This window comes from Scandinavium sp. (assembly GCF_051650185.1).
In the GTDB taxonomy this organism is placed as follows: domain Bacteria; phylum Pseudomonadota; class Gammaproteobacteria; order Enterobacterales; family Enterobacteriaceae; genus Scandinavium.
Genome location: NZ_JBOFIN010000131.1, coordinates 14,376 through 30,089, shown reverse-complemented (window position 1 = coordinate 30,089; position 15,714 = coordinate 14,376). Strand labels below are relative to the sequence as shown.

General features: G+C 55.8%; 10 protein-coding genes. 4 read left to right on the top strand and 6 right to left on the bottom strand.

Annotated elements, in window-relative coordinates:
• The first annotated feature begins 24 nt into the window (after positions 1 to 24).
• Both gntX and nfuA read left to right on the top strand, forming a co-directional pair.
• Positions 25 to 693, top strand: a complete 669-nt coding sequence (gene gntX / locus ACRCWW_RS17645; RefSeq protein WP_438683559.1) for a DNA utilization protein GntX — start codon at positions 25 to 27, stop codon at positions 691 to 693.
• Between the two features lie 58 nt (positions 694 to 751).
• Positions 752 to 1,327 carry a Fe-S biogenesis protein NfuA gene (gene nfuA, locus ACRCWW_RS17640; RefSeq protein WP_438683558.1) on the top strand — a complete coding sequence of 192 codons (576 nt, stop codon included), beginning with the start codon at positions 752 to 754 and terminating at the stop codon, positions 1,325 to 1,327.
• Positions 1,328 to 1,469: 142 nt separating this feature from the next.
• On the opposite strand, the gene malQ is transcribed toward nfuA, so the two are convergent.
• Positions 1,470 to 3,551 (bottom strand): 4-alpha-glucanotransferase, encoded by a 2,082-nt coding sequence (gene malQ, locus ACRCWW_RS17635; RefSeq protein ID WP_438683557.1) that lies wholly within the window; start codon positions 3,549 to 3,551, stop codon positions 1,470 to 1,472.
• Between the two features lie 9 nt (positions 3,552 to 3,560).
• Positions 3,561 to 5,951, bottom strand: a complete 2,391-nt coding sequence (gene malP / locus ACRCWW_RS17630) for a maltodextrin phosphorylase (protein ID WP_438683556.1) — start codon at positions 5,949 to 5,951, stop codon at positions 3,561 to 3,563.
• 573 nt (positions 5,952 to 6,524) lie between these two features.
• Here malP and malT point away from each other — a divergent pair.
• Positions 6,525 to 9,230 (top strand): HTH-type transcriptional regulator MalT, encoded by a 2,706-nt coding sequence (gene malT, locus ACRCWW_RS17625; RefSeq protein ID WP_438683555.1) that lies wholly within the window; start codon positions 6,525 to 6,527, stop codon positions 9,228 to 9,230.
• Between the two features lie 132 nt (positions 9,231 to 9,362).
• Here the strand turns inward: malT and ACRCWW_RS17620 are convergent, their stop codons facing one another.
• The 3 genes from ACRCWW_RS17620 to glpE are packed head-to-tail and all read right to left on the bottom strand — an operon-like array spanning position 9,363 to position 11,354.
• Entirely contained in the window at positions 9,363 to 10,121 is a 759-nt protein-coding gene (locus ACRCWW_RS17620) for a DeoR/GlpR family transcriptional regulator (RefSeq protein WP_330984981.1), read from the bottom strand.
• A gap of 31 nt (positions 10,122 to 10,152) precedes the next feature.
• Positions 10,153 to 10,983 (bottom strand): rhomboid family intramembrane serine protease GlpG, encoded by an 831-nt coding sequence (gene glpG / locus ACRCWW_RS17615; protein WP_438683554.1) that lies wholly within the window; start codon positions 10,981 to 10,983, stop codon positions 10,153 to 10,155.
• A 44-nt stretch (positions 10,984 to 11,027) separates the two neighbouring features.
• The gene (gene glpE, locus ACRCWW_RS17610; RefSeq protein ID WP_404660023.1) at positions 11,028 to 11,354 is read right to left on the bottom strand and encodes a thiosulfate sulfurtransferase GlpE; all 327 of its coding nucleotides are present in this window, start codon (positions 11,352 to 11,354) and stop codon (positions 11,028 to 11,030) included.
• Positions 11,355 to 11,615: 261 nt separating this feature from the next.
• Between glpE and glpD the strand changes: the two genes are divergently transcribed.
• Entirely contained in the window at positions 11,616 to 13,124 is a 1,509-nt protein-coding gene (gene glpD / locus ACRCWW_RS17605; protein ID WP_438683602.1) for a glycerol-3-phosphate dehydrogenase, read from the top strand.
• Between the two features lie 126 nt (positions 13,125 to 13,250).
• Here glpD and glgP read toward each other — a convergent pair whose 3' ends face one another.
• A complete protein-coding gene (gene glgP, locus ACRCWW_RS17600; protein WP_438683553.1) occupies positions 13,251 to 15,698 on the bottom strand; it encodes a glycogen phosphorylase in 2,448 nt (815 codons plus the stop codon).
• Positions 15,699 to 15,714: the final 16 nt, after the last annotated feature.

Genomic DNA, 15,714 nt, shown 5'->3' with positions numbered 1-15,714 from the left:
TTCTTCAAAAAGGAGGGGGGAGATATGCTATCAGTCCACGGCTCGTGCTGGCTATGCCAAATGCCGTTAGCGCTGGCGCACTGGGGCATTTGCTCTCGCTGCACTCGCGCAGTGAGTTCGAACCGCTCGCTTTGCCCGCAGTGTGGATTGCCCGCCACCAGCAACACGGTTGTTTGTGGGCGATGCTTACGGCACGAGCCGCCCTGGCAATCGCTGGTGACGATCAACGATTACGTCGCCCCGCTCTCCACACTGATCAAACGCTGGAAGTTCAGTAACAAGCCGGAGCTGACGCGAGCTCTCGCCAGGTTATTGTTGCTGAGGATAAAGCAGCGACAGCCAACGGCGGATTTGCTGGTCGCCGTTCCATTGTGGCAACGCCGTCACTGGCGACGAGGCTACAACCAGGCCGACTTGCTGTGCCAGCCCCTTTCCCGCTGGCTTGGCATTCGTTATCAGCCAGAAGCGATACGCCGGATACGGCCGACAGCCACGCAGCATCAGCTTTCCGCCCGATTACGGCGGCAGAACCTGAAAAATGCCTTTCAGCTTGAATTTTCTGTCGCGGGTCTCCATATCGCCCTTGTGGACGATGTCGTCACGACCGGTACCACCGTAGCCGAGCTTTCCCGCCTGCTTTTGCAAAACGGCGCCGCGTCAGTTCAGGTATGGTGCCTGTGTCGCACCTTGTAGACCCTCTGTGATGGGCGTATTATAACCGACTAAAGTAGTCAACTATTAGGCCAAAGCTATGATCCGTATTTCCGATGCTGCACAAGCGCACTTTGCCAAACTGCTGGCGAATCAGGAAGAAGGGACACAAATCCGCGTATTTGTGATCAATCCTGGTACCCCAAACGCTGAATGCGGTGTTTCTTACTGCCCGCCGGATGCGGTGGAAGCCACCGACACAGCCCTGAAATTTGACCTGCTGACCGCGTACGTTGATGAGCTGAGCGCGCCGTATCTTGAAGATGCGGACATCGACTTCGTGACCGATCAGTTAGGCTCACAACTGACGTTGAAAGCCCCGAACGCCAAGATGCGTAAAGTGTCCGACGACGCCCCGCTGATGGAGCGCGTTGAGTACATGCTGCAAGCGACGGTTAACCCGCAGCTGGCCGGCCACGGCGGTCGCGTATCGCTGATGGAAATCACCGATGAAGGTTTTGCGATCCTGCAATTCGGCGGCGGTTGTAACGGGTGTTCAATGGTGGATGTGACGCTGAAAGAAGGGATCGAGAAGCAGCTGCTGGCCGAATTCCCTGAACTGAAAGGCGTTCGCGATCTGACCGAACACCAGCGTGGTGAGCACTCTTACTACTAAGAGAAAGCCCGGTGGCGCTTCGCTAACCGGGCCTACAAAGTGCAGTATTGTAGGCCTGATAAGCGCAGCGCCATCAGGCATTTTCGCCCGGCGGCACTTCGTTTGCGCGGGCCTACGAAATCTTCGCGGCCCGCTGACTCTTTTATTTCCCCGCAGCCTTCCGGCGCTTATCCAAATCCTTAATCAGCTTATTCACCGTCTCATCGGCGAACATCGCTTCGATCGGCGTGGAAAGCTTACGTCGCCAGTTTTTATACTGATAACTGGTGCCCGGTATGTTGACCGGCCCGGCCATGTCCAGCCAGTCTTCCGGCTGAAGGCCCAACAGCGCACTGTTGCTGTCGGCGATATAACGCTGCATGCCGCGATTCAGCGTACTGGTCATGCTCATCAGCGTGGCTTTATGCCCGGCGCGTTTCGGCAAGCAGCCGTATTTGTGCAGCGCTTCCAGCAAACCTTGCTTCGCCAGTTCACGATCCTGATACAGGCCACGCAGGATAACTTCATCCGGATATAAGCCCAGCGTTTTACCCAGCGTTAAATCCCCGCTTTCCCAGTAGCCTCTGAGCGTCGGCAAATCGTGCGTTGTTGCCACGGCCATCGACTGCTCCGGATAGGCTTTTGGCGCACGGAACGTCTTCTCATGATCGCTTTCGAAATAGAGCACTTTGTAGGAGTACACGCCGCTCTTGCGCAGTTTGCCGACGATTTCCACCGGCACCGTGCCGAGATCTTCCCCGATAACCATGCACTGATGGCGTTTACTCTCCAGCGCCAGAATCGATAACAGATCGTCCACCGGATAGTGGACGTAAGCGCCATGGTCAGCGGTTTCACCGTAGGGGATCCACCACAGACGCAGGACCGACATCACATGGTCGATACGCAGCGCGCCGCAGTTTTGCATATTGGCGCGCAGCAGATCGATAAACGGCTCGTAGGCGCGCGCAGTGATGATATGCGGATCCATCGGCGGCAGCCCCCAGTTCTGCCCAAGCGGCCCCAGGATATCCGGCGGCGCACCGACCGAAGCTTTCAGGCAATAGAGTTCGCGATCGCACCAGGTCTCAGACCCGCCTTCCGCCACGCCTACCGCAAGATCTCGGTAGAGGCCAATCGGCATCTCGTACTGCTGGCATTCGTTCCAGCAGGCGGCGAACTGGCAATAAGCCAGCCATTGCAGCCACAGGAAGAAATCCACTTCGTCGGCATGCTTCTCGCAAAAAGCTTTCACTTCCGGGCTTTCGATATCCTGATACGCTTCCGGCCACGCAGGCCAGCCCCAGCGCATCTCGTCTTCTTTAACCTGATAAGCGTGCAGCGCGTCAAACGCCGCCTGCCAGTACAGGCTTTCCCCTTCATTGAGCGCGAACTGACGGAAGGCCGCCATCTGGTCGTCGTCGCGCTGTGAGAAACCTTTCCATGCCATGCGCAGCGCGGTCATTTTCAGCATAGTGACGGTCGCGTAATCCACCCACTCGGCATCGCGGGCAGATTTCAGCGTCTGCTGAGTGGTCGGCAGTTTCCACCACGCCTGCGCTTCTTTGCTTTGGCGGAAATCTTCGACCGCGTTCACGTCGATATAAATCACGTTCAGCCAACGGCGCGAAGAAGGGCTGTACGGGCTGGCGCTTTCCGGGTTCGCCGGATAAAGCGCATGAATCGGGTTAAGGCCAATGAATGACCCGCCGCGGCGGGCGATTTCCGGCAACATCACTTTCAGGTCGCCGAAATCCCCGATTCCCCAGTTGTTTTCAGAACGTAAGGTGTAGAGCTGCACGCAGCTGCCCCACAGCTTTTTGCCCTGCTTTAACGCCTGAGGTTCATAGCAGCGTTCAGGGGCAACAATCACCCGACAGTGCCAGCGGCTTTCGCTCTGGGCTAATGTCAGCGTGTGATACCCCTCTGGCAAACGAGCCGGAAGCGTCAGCGCTTTACCCGCGCTGGCGTTGCCCTGATGTTGAGCGCCCTCTTCCGTGGTCAGCATCCAGTGATAGTCACCGTTGCCTTCCACCGCCAGCGACATTTTTTTGCCGTGGGTGAAAACCAGCACGTTGGGCACCGGCGTGACGGCCACTTTCGTGACCGTTGCACTGTGATGCATTGCGTCGAGCAAACGTCGTTTGGTGTCGGCACCAATTGACTGCGGTTTGCCGTGGGCATTGATGTAACTTGGGCTGATGCCCGCCGCCTGCGCGGCAGTGTCCAGACGTTTGCTCTCCATAGCGCTCCCTTAACGTTTCGCCTGCCAGATACGGCTCTGATAATCACGGATAGAACGATCCGAGCTGAACATGCCGCAGCGCGCGGTATTGAGGATCGCCGCACGCGTCCAGGCTTCCTGGTCACGATACAGTTCGTCGACTTTCTTCTGTGCTTCCACGTAAGCCGCGAAATCGGCCATCACCAGATACGGGTCGCCGCCCTGCTTGCCCATGCTGTGCAGCATCTGGTCAAACGCATGTTTGTCGCCGTCGCTGTACTTACCGCTCTCCAGTTCTTTGAGCACCGCGTCCAGCACTTTGTCTTTCTTGCGCCATTTCAGCGGGTCATAGCCCTTGGCCTTGAGGGCTTTCACTTCTTCCACGGTATGGCCGAAAATGAAGATGTTTTCTTCGCCGACTTTCTCGGCGATTTCAACGTTCGCGCCGTCCAGCGTACCGACGGTTAACGCGCCATTCAGCGCCAACTTCATGTTGCCGGTACCCGAGGCTTCTTTGCCCGCTGTGGAAATTTGTTCGGAAACATCCGCCGCCGGGATCAGCATTTCAGCCGCCGACACGCAGTAATCCGGCAGGAACACCACCTTCAGCTTGTCGCCCACTTTCGGGTCATTGTTCACCGCTTCCGCCACTTTGTTGATGGCAAAAATGATGTTCTTCGCCAGGTAATAACCCGGAGCGGCTTTCGCGCCGAACAGGAACACGCGCGGCACGCGGTCGGCTTTCGGGTTTTCGCGGATCTCTTTATAGAGCGCAAGAATGTGCAGCAGGTTCAGGTGCTGACGCTTGTATTCGTGCAGGCGTTTAATCTGAATATCGAAAATCGCCGCCGGGTTAATCTCAATGCCGGTGCGGTGCTTCACGAACTCAGCCAGGCGCTGTTTATTCGCAAGCTTAATGTCGCGATACGTTTTGCGGAATTTCGCGTCGTCAGCGTATTTTTCCAGGTTGATCAGTTGGTCTAAATCGTTGGCCCACTCTTTCTTCAGACTCTTATCGAGCAGCGCCGCCAGCGCCGGGTTGCACTGTTTGATCCAGCGACGCGGCGTGATGCCGTTGGTCACGTTATGGAATTTGTTCGGCCACAGTTGGTGATATTCCGGGAACAGGTCCTTCACCACCAAATCAGAGTGCAGCGCCGCCACACCGTTGACCGCGAAGCCGCTCACCACGCACATGTTCGCCATGCGCACCTGCTTGTCATGCACCACTGCCAGCTTCGCCCAAACCGCTTCGTCGCCCGGCCAGGTTTTCTCGACCAGCACTTTAAAGCGTTTGTTGATTTCGTTAATGATTTGCATGTGACGCGGCAGCAGCGCTTTCACCAGCTTCTCATCCCAGCACTCGAGCGCTTCTGGCATCAGAGTGTGGTTGGTGTAGGCGAAGGTTTTGCTGGTGATAGCCCAGGCGTCGTCCCAGCTCATCTGATGCTCGTCAATCAGCACGCGCAGCAGCTCAGGGATAGCGATAGTCGGGTGAGTGTCGTTCAACTGAATAACTTCAAACTTCGGCAGCTCCGCCAGCTTGCGCCCCGCCAGATGATGACGACGCAGAATATCCGCCACCGAACAGGCACACTGGAAGTACTGCTGCATCAGACGCAGCTTTTTGCCCGCCAGATGGTTGTCGTTCGGATAGAGGACTTTCGTCAGTTTTTCGGCGTCGATGCCCTGCTGCTCGGCACGCAGGAAATCGCCGTCGTTGAATTTCGTCAGGTTAAACGGGTGAGCATGCGTGGCCTGCCACAGACGCAGTGGCTGTGCCACACCGTTACGGTAGCCCAGAACGGGTAAGTCCCACGCCTGGCCAACCATGGTAAATGCGGGTTCCCAGTGGCCTTTCACCACTTTACCGCCAATGCCAACCTGCACATCCAGCGCTTCGTTGTGGCGGAACCACGGGTAGCTGTTGCGGTGCCAGTCGTCCGGCGCTTCCCTCTGCTGCCCGTCGGCAAAAGACTGACGGAACAGGCCGTACTGATAATTGAGACCATAGCCCGTACCGGACTGGCCCACTGTCGCCATTGAATCCAGGAAACAAGCCGCCAGCCGCCCCAGCCCACCGTTACCCAGGCCCGGATCAATTTCTTCTTCCAGCAGGTCAGTAAGAGAAATATCTTGCCCTTTCAGCACGTCAGTGACCTCCTGATACCAGCCAAGGTTCAGCAGGTTGTTGCCCGTCAAACGGCCAATCAGGAATTCCATCGAAATGTAGTTCACATGGCGCTGGTTCTTTTCAGGTTTCGCCGTCGGTTGTGCCGCAAGCATCTCCGCCAGGGCACCGCTCACGGCGTGCCACCACTGACGCTGCGTCATTTCATTAGCAGCCTGCAATCCATAACGCTGCCACTGACGCGTCAGCGCAGCCTGAAACTGTTCTTTATTGAAGGTTGGCTGTGACATAAGGGATCCAATCCTGTTAGCTAAAAACGTTGGCGCTAGTGTGCCAGGCTACCCTGGTAACGTCCTCATCCTGGAGGGCATTAGCCAGGGAGGAGTAGCAGGGATGAGCGAAAAGTGTGATCGCCGCCACTATAACGTTAGCCTTTCGCGACGGTTCTGCTCAGTTTTACGCCAGGATTGTTGCAAACATTGAAAGATCGTTTTGCTAATTATGTGGAATAGCGGAAATGATTACTTACGTGTAATAATATTTCCGCATTACCCTACCGGATTACTGTTTTATTTCCTGACTATCCCGCCCCTGAATTATAAACACTTAAGAATGACCTTATTGATTAAAACCGGGGTTCAATAAATTTTCGTTGAATTAACAAAACCAGCAACCACGCGCACTGGCACCGGTTTCAGCGTCGTCGTTTAACCTTCATTAAGAATTGTGACAGAGTGCAAATTCATAAGCATAAAACCCGGACATAACTTGCAATAATTAAGCGATTGGCCGACCTTAATAGACATTAATTACGAAGCGCGAAAAAAACAAACCTCTTACTCTCACAGTGAAGTGATAACCCTATGTTGATTCCGTCAAAATTAAGTCGCCCTGTCCGCCTCGAACACACAGTGGTTCGTGAACGGTTACTGGCGAAACTTTCCGGCGCGAACAATTACCGTCTTGCGCTGGTAACAAGTCCGGCAGGATACGGAAAAACCACTCTCATTTCACAGTGGGCGGCAGGGAAAAGCGAACTGGGCTGGTTCTCTCTGGATGACGGAGATAACCAGCAGGAGCGTTTTGCCAGCTATCTGATAGCGGCCATTCAGCAGGCGACCGGCGGCCATTGTGCCGCCAGTGAAACCATGGTGCAGAAGCGGCAATACGCCAGCCTGACCTCGCTGTTTGCGCAGCTTTTTATTGAACTCAATGCCTGGCAGAAACCTTTGCTGCTGGTGATTGACGATTATCATCTGATAACCAACCCGGTTATCCACGATGCAATGCGCTTTTTCCTGCGCCATCAGCCGGAAAACATGACGCTGGTCGTGCTGTCGCGAAACCTGCCGCAGTTGGGTATCGCCAATTTGCGCGTGCGCGATCAGTTGCTCGAAATTGGCAGCCAGCAGCTGGCGTTCAATCATCAGGAAGCGAAGCAGTTCTTTGACTGCCGTCTGACCTCACCGATTGAAGCCGCAGAAAGCAGCCGCATGTGCGACGACGTTGCCGGTTGGGCAACGGCATTACAGCTTATTGCGTTATCCGCACGTCAGAATAACAGCGCGGTTCATCACTCGGCGCGCCGCCTGGCAGGCATCAACGCCAGTCATCTGTCCGATTATCTGGTGGATGAAGTGCTGGATAATGTGGATTTGCCGACCCGCCATTTTCTGTTGAAAAGCTCCCTTCTGCGCTCGATGAACGACGCCCTGATTGTGCGCGTCACCGGGGAAGAAAACGGCCAAATGCGGCTGGAAGAAGTTGAGCGTCAGGGTCTTTTCCTGCAGCGCATGGATAACTCCGGCGAGTGGTTCAGCTTCCACCCGCTGTTCGGCAGCTTCCTGCGTCAGCGTTGCCAGTGGGAACTGGCTACCGAACTCCCCGAGATCCACCGCGCCGCCGCCGAAAGCTGGATGGCGCAAGGCTTCCCCAGCGAAGCCATCCATCACGCGCTGTCTGCGGGTGATGCGAAAATGCTGCGAGACATTCTGCTCAATCACGCCTGGGGCTTATTCCATCACAGCGAACTGTCATTGCTGGAAGAGTCTCTGGCGGCCCTTCCGTGGGAAAGCCTGCTGGAAAACCCACGCCTGGTGTTGTTGCAGGCCTGGCTGATGCAGAGCCAGCATCGCTACAGCGAGGTGAACACGCTGCTGGCCCGGGTGGAAGCTGAGATGAGCGGTGAAATGGACGCGACGATGCACGCCGATTTCAACGCCCTGAGAGCGCAGGTCGCTATCAACGATGGCAATCCTGATGAAGCCGAGCGCCTGGCGATGGTCGCCCTCGACGAACTGCCGCTCGCCAGTTATTACAGCCGTATCGTTGCCACCTCGGTGCACGGCGAAGTGCTGCATTGCCAGGGGAAACTCAGCAAGTCATTGGCGGTGATGCAGCAAACCGAACAGATGGCGCGTCGCCATGAAGTCTGGCACTACGCACTGTGGAGCCTGATCCAACAAGGTGAAATCCTGTTTGCGCAGGGCTTTTTACAGGCTGCGTGGGAAACGCAGGAAAAAGCCTTCCAACTGATTCGCGAGCAACACCTGGAACAGTTGCCAATGCACGAATTCCTGTTACGCATTCGCGCGCAATTGCTTTGGGCCTGGGCACGTCTGGATGAAGCGGAAATGAGCGCCCGTCACGGAATGGAAGTGCTGGCGAATTTCCAGCCTCAGCAGCAGTTACAGTGTCTGGCGCTACTGGTGCAAAGTTCACTGGCGCGTGGCGATCTGGATAACGCCCGCAACCACCTCAACCGTCTGGAAAACCTGCTCGGCAATGGGCAGTATCACAGCGATTGGGTATCGAACGCCGATAAAGTTCGCGTGATTTACTGGCAGATGATTGGCGATAAGAAATCCGCCGCCAACTGGCTGCGCCACACGCCAAAACCGGAGTTCGCCAACAACCACTTCCTGCAAAGCCAGTGGCGCAATATCGCCCGGGCGCAGATCCTGCTGGGTGAATTTGAATCCGCCGAAATTGTACTGGAAGAGCTCAATGAGAATGCGCGCAGCCTGCGTCTGATGAGCGATCTCAACCGCAACCTGCTGCTGCTCAATCAGCTTTACTGGCAGGCCAATCGGAAGAACGACGCCCAGCGCGTGCTGATGGAAGCGCTGACGCTCGCCAACCGCACCGGGTTTATCAGCCACTTCGTGATTGAAGGAGAAGCCATGGCGCAGCAGTTGCGCCAGCTGATTCAGCTCAACACGTTGCCGGAGCTGGAACAGCATCGTGCTCAGCGCATTTTGCGTGAGATTAACCAGCACCATCGGCATAAATTCGCACACTTTGACGAGAACTTCGTCGAGCGCCTGCTGAATCACCCTGAAGTGCCGGAACTGATCCGCACCAGCCCCCTCACGCAGCGCGAGTGGCAGGTGTTAGGGCTGATTTATTCGGGCTACAGCAATGAGCAGATTGCCGGAGAGCTGGACGTGGCGGCCACGACCATCAAAACGCATATCCGCAATTTGTATCAGAAGCTCGGCGTGGCGCACCGCCAGGCGGCAGTGCAGCATGCCCAGCAGTTGCTGAAAATGATGGGGTATGGGGTTTAGGTTCTCTGCGGCCTGATGCCCTCTCCCCAACCCTCTCCCACGGGGAGAGGGAGCAAAACAAGCGCACATTCCATTCCCTCTCCTTTGGGGAGAGGGTTAGGGAGAGGGGAAGCAAACGACGCCCTACTGGCCTCAGCACAACTCCAGCTGAATATTGTTCTCCGCAATCACCTGCATCACACCCGCTGGCGGCATCACATCCGTATAGACCGCGTCGACCAGGCTGATACTGCCCATGTTCACCATCGCATTGCGGCCAAACTTCGAGTGGTCGACAACCAACATCACATGGCGAGAGTTTTCAATGATCGCCCGCTTGGTGCGCACCTCGTGGTAGTCGAACTCCAGCAGTGAGCCGTCGCTGTCGATGCCGCTGATCCCCAGGATGCCGTAGTCCAGTCGAAACTGAGAGATAAAATCGAGGGTGGCTTCACCGATGATCCCGCCATCACGGCTGCGTAACTCACCGCCCGCCAGAATCACCCGGAAATCTTCTTTTGCCATCAGCGTGTTCGCTACGTTGAGGTTATTGGTAACAATGCGCAAATCAGAGTGATTGAGCAGCGCGTGCGCCACCGCTTCCGGCGTGGTGCCGATATCGATAAACAGCGCGGAACCGTTCGGGATCTGGCTGGCCACTTTACGGGCGATGCGCTCTTTTTCCGCCGCCTGTGTGGCCTTTCGGTCCTGCCATGAGGTGTTGACTGAACTGGACGGCAGCGCCGCGCCGCCGTGATGACGCAAAATCATCTGTTGCTCTGCCAGGTCGTTCAGGTCGCGACGAATGGTTTGCGGACTGACGGCAAACTGCTCCACCAGCTCTTCTGTGCTGACATAACCCTGCTTTTTTACCAGCTCAATAATCGCGTCATGACGTTGTGTTTGTTTCATGAAAGATCCCTGGAATCAGTGAAATCAATAGCTATGTTCGTTTTCGCACATTCTGCGTATCGGCAAACGCCATCGCCAGGCCAACCACCAGCCCGGTCACGTGGGCACCATTGGCAATCGACATCCCGAAAAGATTAAACCAGCCGGCCACCAGCCACAGCAGCGAGAAAATAATAAGCCCGCGCTGCAGGAAGATCCCGCTTTGTGGATCTCGCTCACCGCGCAGCCAGGCATAACCCATCAGCGCATACACCACGCCAGACAATCCACCGAACCACGGCCCGCTAAATTTGTGCTGGATAAAGCCGCTTAACAGGGCGCTGATGACCGTAATCACCAGCAGCTTTCCGCTGCCGATGCGCTTTTCAATCATCCCGCCGAGATACCACCACCATAACAGGTTGAAGAGGATATGCATCAGCGAGAAGTGCATAAACGCGTGGGTGAAGTAACGCCACAACTCAAACTGCAGAGAAGCGTCATACGGCCATGCGAGCCATGTCATCACGGCCTGATCGCCCATCACGTTCATCGCAATAAACACCAGAATACAGACGCAGGCGATGAGCCAGGTCAAAGGCCCGGCATTGCTTTTCAGCGTGGCAAGAAAAGGGAAGCGGCGGTAGTGCAGTCCGCTGTTGGTATGGCCTGACTGCCAGCTCGCCGCTAAATAACGTGGGTCGGCAGGGTTTTCCAGAAAGCGCGCCAGCTCATTTTGCACCCGTGCAGCCTGGCTTTCATCCGCCAGCCAGACATCGGTATGAGTATGCTGCTGAATCGTCAGGATAACGCCCTGCGTCGCCATGTAGTCGACGAACGCCTGGGCCACGCGCGGGTTAGTAAAGGAGGTAATCATCAACATACGGGGCGTCGCTTATTCCACACAAAAGGGGACAGTATACCGTCTTAGCTACCGTGCGCCACTTCAGCCGGGAAATGGCGATGCCAGGCGTCGAAACCGCCGTCAACGCTGTAAACCTGGTCATAGCCCTGTTGCAGCAGATACTGCGCCGCCCCTTTGCTGCTGTTGCCGTGGTAGCACATCACCATCACCGGCGTCTCGAAATCGGTATCACGCATAAACGCGCCCAGCGTGTCGTTAGTCAGATGAAACGCTTCCGGCGTGTGGCCCATCGCATAGCTCTGCGGGTCACGAATATCCACCATCACCGCCAGTCCCTGATGCAGTTTCTGGTGCGCTTCTTCTACGTTGATACATTCAAACTGATCCATGGTGCTCTCTTTCTATTCTGTGTCGGTCGCATAATTTCCCCCTCTCCCCAGCCCTCTCCCTCAGGGAGAGGGCTGGGGAGAGGGCTGGGGAGAGGAGAGACATTTTACTGCCAAGTGTACGCTGGAGCGGCAGGGAAACGCTAATTTGTTACACGCATCACTCTGAAATGTTTTTTTGATGTTACCAATTGCTCGTTTGTTTGCTATATTGAGCGATAACGAACATTTATGAGCTTTAACGAAAGTGCGAGAGGGCGCAGCATGGAAACCAAAGATCTGATTGTGATAGGCGGTGGCATCAACGGTGCCGGTATCGCGGCAGATGCCGCAGGACGCGGTTTATCCGTGCTGATGCTGGAAGCACAGGACTTAGCCTGTGCCACGTCGAGCGCCAGCTCCAAACTGATTCACGGTGGCCTGCGCTACCTGGAACACTACGAATTCCGTCTGGTCAGCGAAGCGCTGGCCGAGCGCGAAGTGCTGTTAAAAATGGCGCCTCACATCGCTTTCCCGATGCGTTTTCGTTTACCGCATCGCCCGCATCTTCGCCCGGCGTGGATGATTCGCATCGGTCTGTTTATGTACGATCACCTTGGTAAACGCACCAGTCTGCCGGGCTCCGCCGGGTTGCGTTTTGGCGCAGACTCCGTGCTTAAGCCGGAAATCGTGCGCGGTTTCGAATATTCCGACTGCTGGGTAGACGATGCTCGTCTGGTGTTAGCCAACGCGCAAATGGTGGTGAAGAAAGGCGGTGAAGTGCTCACCCGCACCCGCGCAACCTCTGCTCGCCGCGAAAATGGCCTGTGGATTGTTGAAGCCGAAGATATCGACACCGGCGAGAAATTCAGCTGGCAGGCGCGTGGTCTGGTCAATGCGACCGGCCCATGGGTAAAACAGTTCTTCGACGACGGCATGCATCTGCCTTCGCCGTACGGCATTCGTCTGATCAAAGGCAGCCATATCGTGGTGCCACGCGTACACACTCAGAAGCAGGCGTACATCCTGCAAAACGAAGATAAGCGCATCGTGTTCGTTATTCCGTGGATGGATGAGTTCTCGATCATCGGCACCACCGACGTGGAGTACAAAGGCGATCCGAAAAACGTCGAAATTGACGAAAGTGAAATCAGTTACCTGCTGAAGGTGCATAACGCTCACTTCAAAAAACAGCTTGGCCGCGACGATATTGTCTGGACTTATTCCGGCGTGCGTCCGCTGTGTGATGACGAGTCTGATTCTCCGCAGGCAATTACCCGCGACTACACGCTCGATATCCATGATGTTGACGGCCAGGCGCCGCTGCTGTCCGTCTTTGGCGGCAAGCTGACCACGTATCGCAAGCTGGCCGAACACGCGCTGGAAAAACTGACGCCGTACTACAAAGGCATCGGCCCGGCGTGGACCAAAGGCTCAGTGCTGCCTGGCGGTGAGATTGAAGGCGATCGCGATGATTACGCGGCGAAGCTTCGTCGTCGCTATCCGTTTATCAGCGAAGGTATGGCGCGCCACTTTGCCCGCACCTACGGCAGCAACAGCGAGTGGATTTTGGGTGAAGCCAAAGACATTACCGGGTTAGGCGAGCACTTTGGGCACGAGTTCTACGAAGCGGAACTGCGCTACCTGGTGGAACACGAATGGGTACGCCGTCTGGATGACGCTATCTGGCGTCGCACGAAACAAGGGATGTGGCTGAATGCGGAAGAGCAGTCCCGCGTTGCGCAATGGCTGGTACAACACGCGGGAAAGCGTGAACTGGATTTAGCATCGTAGTCATTCCCCTCACCCTAACCCTCTCCCCAAAGGGGCGAGGGAACCGTTTTGTGCAAATTCTCACTTACAGAGCCGGTTTTCTCCCTCTCCCTTTTAGGGAGAGGGTCGGGGTGAGGGTATAAAAAACTACAGCCTCACCGGATCAATATGCCAGATACTCTCCGCATACTCCTGAATGGTTCTGTCTGACGAGAAGTAGCCCATGTTGGCGATGTTGCGCATCGCTTTGGTGGTCCACTCTTCCGGATTTTTATACAGCTCATCCACTTTATCCTGACAGTCCACGTAGCTGCGGAAATCCGCCAGCACCTGATAGTGATCGCCAAAGTTAATCAGCGAATCCACCAGATCACGATAGCGGCCCGGCTCTTCAGGGCTGAACAGGCCTGTCGCGATTTGCGTCAGCACCTGATGCAGCTCTTCATCCTGATCGTAGTAATCACGCGGCTTGTAGCCTTTGGCGCGCAGCGCTTCGACCTCCTCCGCCGTGTTACCAAAGATAAAGATGTTTTCATCGCCGACGTGCTCCAGCATTTCAACGTTCGCGCCATCGAGCGTACCGATAGTCAGCGCACCGTTGAGCGCAAACTTCATATTACTGGTGCCTGAAGCTTCCGTTCCCGCAAGCGAAATCTGTTCAGAGAGATCGGCTGCCGGGATGATCAGCTGCGCAAGGCTGACGCTGTAGTTCGGGATAAACACCACCTTCAGCTTGTCGCCAATCTGCGGGTCGTTGTTGATAACCTTCGCCACATCGTTAATCAGATGAATGATGTGCTTTGCCATGTAATACGCCGAAGCCGCTTTACCGGCAAAGATGTTCACGCGCGGCACCCACTCGGCGTTGGGATCGGCCTTGATTCGGTTGTAGCGGGTAATGACGTGCAGCACGTTCATCAACTGGCGTTTGTACTCGTGGATACGCTTAATCTGCACATCGAACAGGGATTTCGGGCTCACCACCACGTTCAGCTGTTGGGCGATGTATTCCGCCAGGCGCTTTTTGTTCTCGTGCTTGGCGTGATGCACCGCCTGATTGACCAGCGGGTAATCCAGATGCTGTTCCAGCTCTGTCAGTTGGCTCAGATCCGTACGCCACGTGCGGCCGATGTTTTCGTCGAGCACTTCTGAAAGCGACGGGTTCGCCAGCGCCAGCCAGCGGCGCGGCGTCACGCCGTTAGTGACGTTGGTAAAGCGCATCGGGAAAATCTTCGCAAAGTCGGCAAACAGCGATTGCACCATCAGGTTCGAGTGCAACTCTGACACCCCGTTGACCTTGTGGCCGATCACCACCGCCAGCCACGCCATGCGCACACGGCGGCCGTTGGATTCGTCGATAATCGACGTGCGGCTCAGCAGCCCGGTGTCGTTCGGGTACTGCTCCTGCAAGGTCTTCAGGAAGTAGTCGTTGATTTCGAAGATGATTTGCAGATGACGTGGCAGAATTTTGCCGAGCATTTCCACAGGCCAGGTTTCCAGCGCTTCGCTCATCAGCGTGTGGTTGGTGTAGGAGAACACCTGGCAGGTCACGTTGAAAGCGTCATCCCAGCTGAACTTGTGCTCGTCAATCAGCAGGCGCATCAGCTCCGGAATCGACAGCACCGGATGGGTGTCGTTCAGGTGAATGGCGATTTTTTCGGCCAGGTTGCTGTAGGTTCTGTGTAACTGATAATGGCGGCTGAGAATGTCCTGCACGGTCGCCGAGACGAGGAAATATTCCTGACGCAGACGCAGCTCGCGCCCGGAATAGGTTGAATCATCCGGGTAAAGTACGCGGGACACGTTCTCGGAGTGGTTTTTATCTTCCACCGCCGCGAAGTAGTCGCCCTGATTGAATTTACCGAGGTTGATTTCGCTACTCGCCTGGGCGTTCCACAGGCGCAGCGTGTTGGTCGCGTCGGTATCGTAGCCAGGAATGATTTGGTCGTAGGCCACCGCCAGAATCTCTTCGGTTTCGACCCAGCGGGATTTCTTGCCTTCCTGCTGAATACGCCCGCCGAAACGCACCGCATAGCGCGTGTTGTGGCGTTTGAATTCCCACGGGTTGCCGTACTCCAGCCAGTAATCCGGTGACTCTTTCTGCCGCCCGTCGACGATATTCTGCTTGAACATGCCGTAGTCGTAGCGAATGCCGTAGCCGCGGCCCGGCAAGCCTAACGTGGCAAGGGAATCAAGGAAACAGGCCGCCAGACGACCCAGGCCCCCGTTACCCAGCCCCGGGTCATTCTCTTCGTCAATCAGCTCTTCGAGATCGAGCCCCATCCCTTCCAGCGCGTTTTTTACGTCCTCATAAATACCGAGCGACAACAGCGCATTGGAAAGGGTGCGACCAATCAGAAACTCCATCGACAGGTAGTAAACCTGACGGCCTTCCTGTGAAAGTTGGGCGCGGTTAGAGCGCAGCCAGCGTTCGACCAGGCGGTCACGAACCGCAAACAGCGTGGCGTTCAGCCATTCGTGTTTGTTGGCGATCGCCGGATCTTTCCCGATGGTGAACATCAGCTTATAGGCAATGGAGTGCTTCAGTGCCTCAACGCTGAGTGTCGGCGATGCGTAAGTAAAAGGTGCATTCATAGAGAGGGTCCTGTGA

Excerpts from the sequence above, each read along its gene's own strand:
- gntX (WP_438683559.1), top strand. The coding sequence starts at position 25 with ATGCTATCAGTCCACGGCTCGTGCTGGCTATGCCAAATGCCGTTAGCG.
- nfuA (WP_438683558.1), top strand. The coding sequence starts at position 752 with ATGATCCGTATTTCCGATGCTGCACAAGCGCACTTTGCCAAACTGCTG.
- malQ (WP_438683557.1), bottom strand. The coding sequence starts at position 3,551 with ATGGAGAGCAAACGTCTGGACACTGCCGCGCAGGCGGCGGGCATCAGC.
- malP (WP_438683556.1), bottom strand. The coding sequence starts at position 5,951 with ATGTCACAGCCAACCTTCAATAAAGAACAGTTTCAGGCTGCGCTGACG.
- malT (WP_438683555.1), top strand. The coding sequence starts at position 6,525 with ATGTTGATTCCGTCAAAATTAAGTCGCCCTGTCCGCCTCGAACACACA.
- ACRCWW_RS17620 (WP_330984981.1), bottom strand. The coding sequence starts at position 10,121 with ATGAAACAAACACAACGTCATGACGCGATTATTGAGCTGGTAAAAAAG.
- glpG (WP_438683554.1), bottom strand. The coding sequence starts at position 10,983 with ATGTTGATGATTACCTCCTTTACTAACCCGCGCGTGGCCCAGGCGTTC.
- glpE (WP_404660023.1), bottom strand. The coding sequence starts at position 11,354 with ATGGATCAGTTTGAATGTATCAACGTAGAAGAAGCGCACCAGAAACTG.
- glpD (WP_438683602.1), top strand. The coding sequence starts at position 11,616 with ATGGAAACCAAAGATCTGATTGTGATAGGCGGTGGCATCAACGGTGCC.
- glgP (WP_438683553.1), bottom strand. The coding sequence starts at position 15,698 with ATGAATGCACCTTTTACTTACGCATCGCCGACACTCAGCGTTGAGGCA.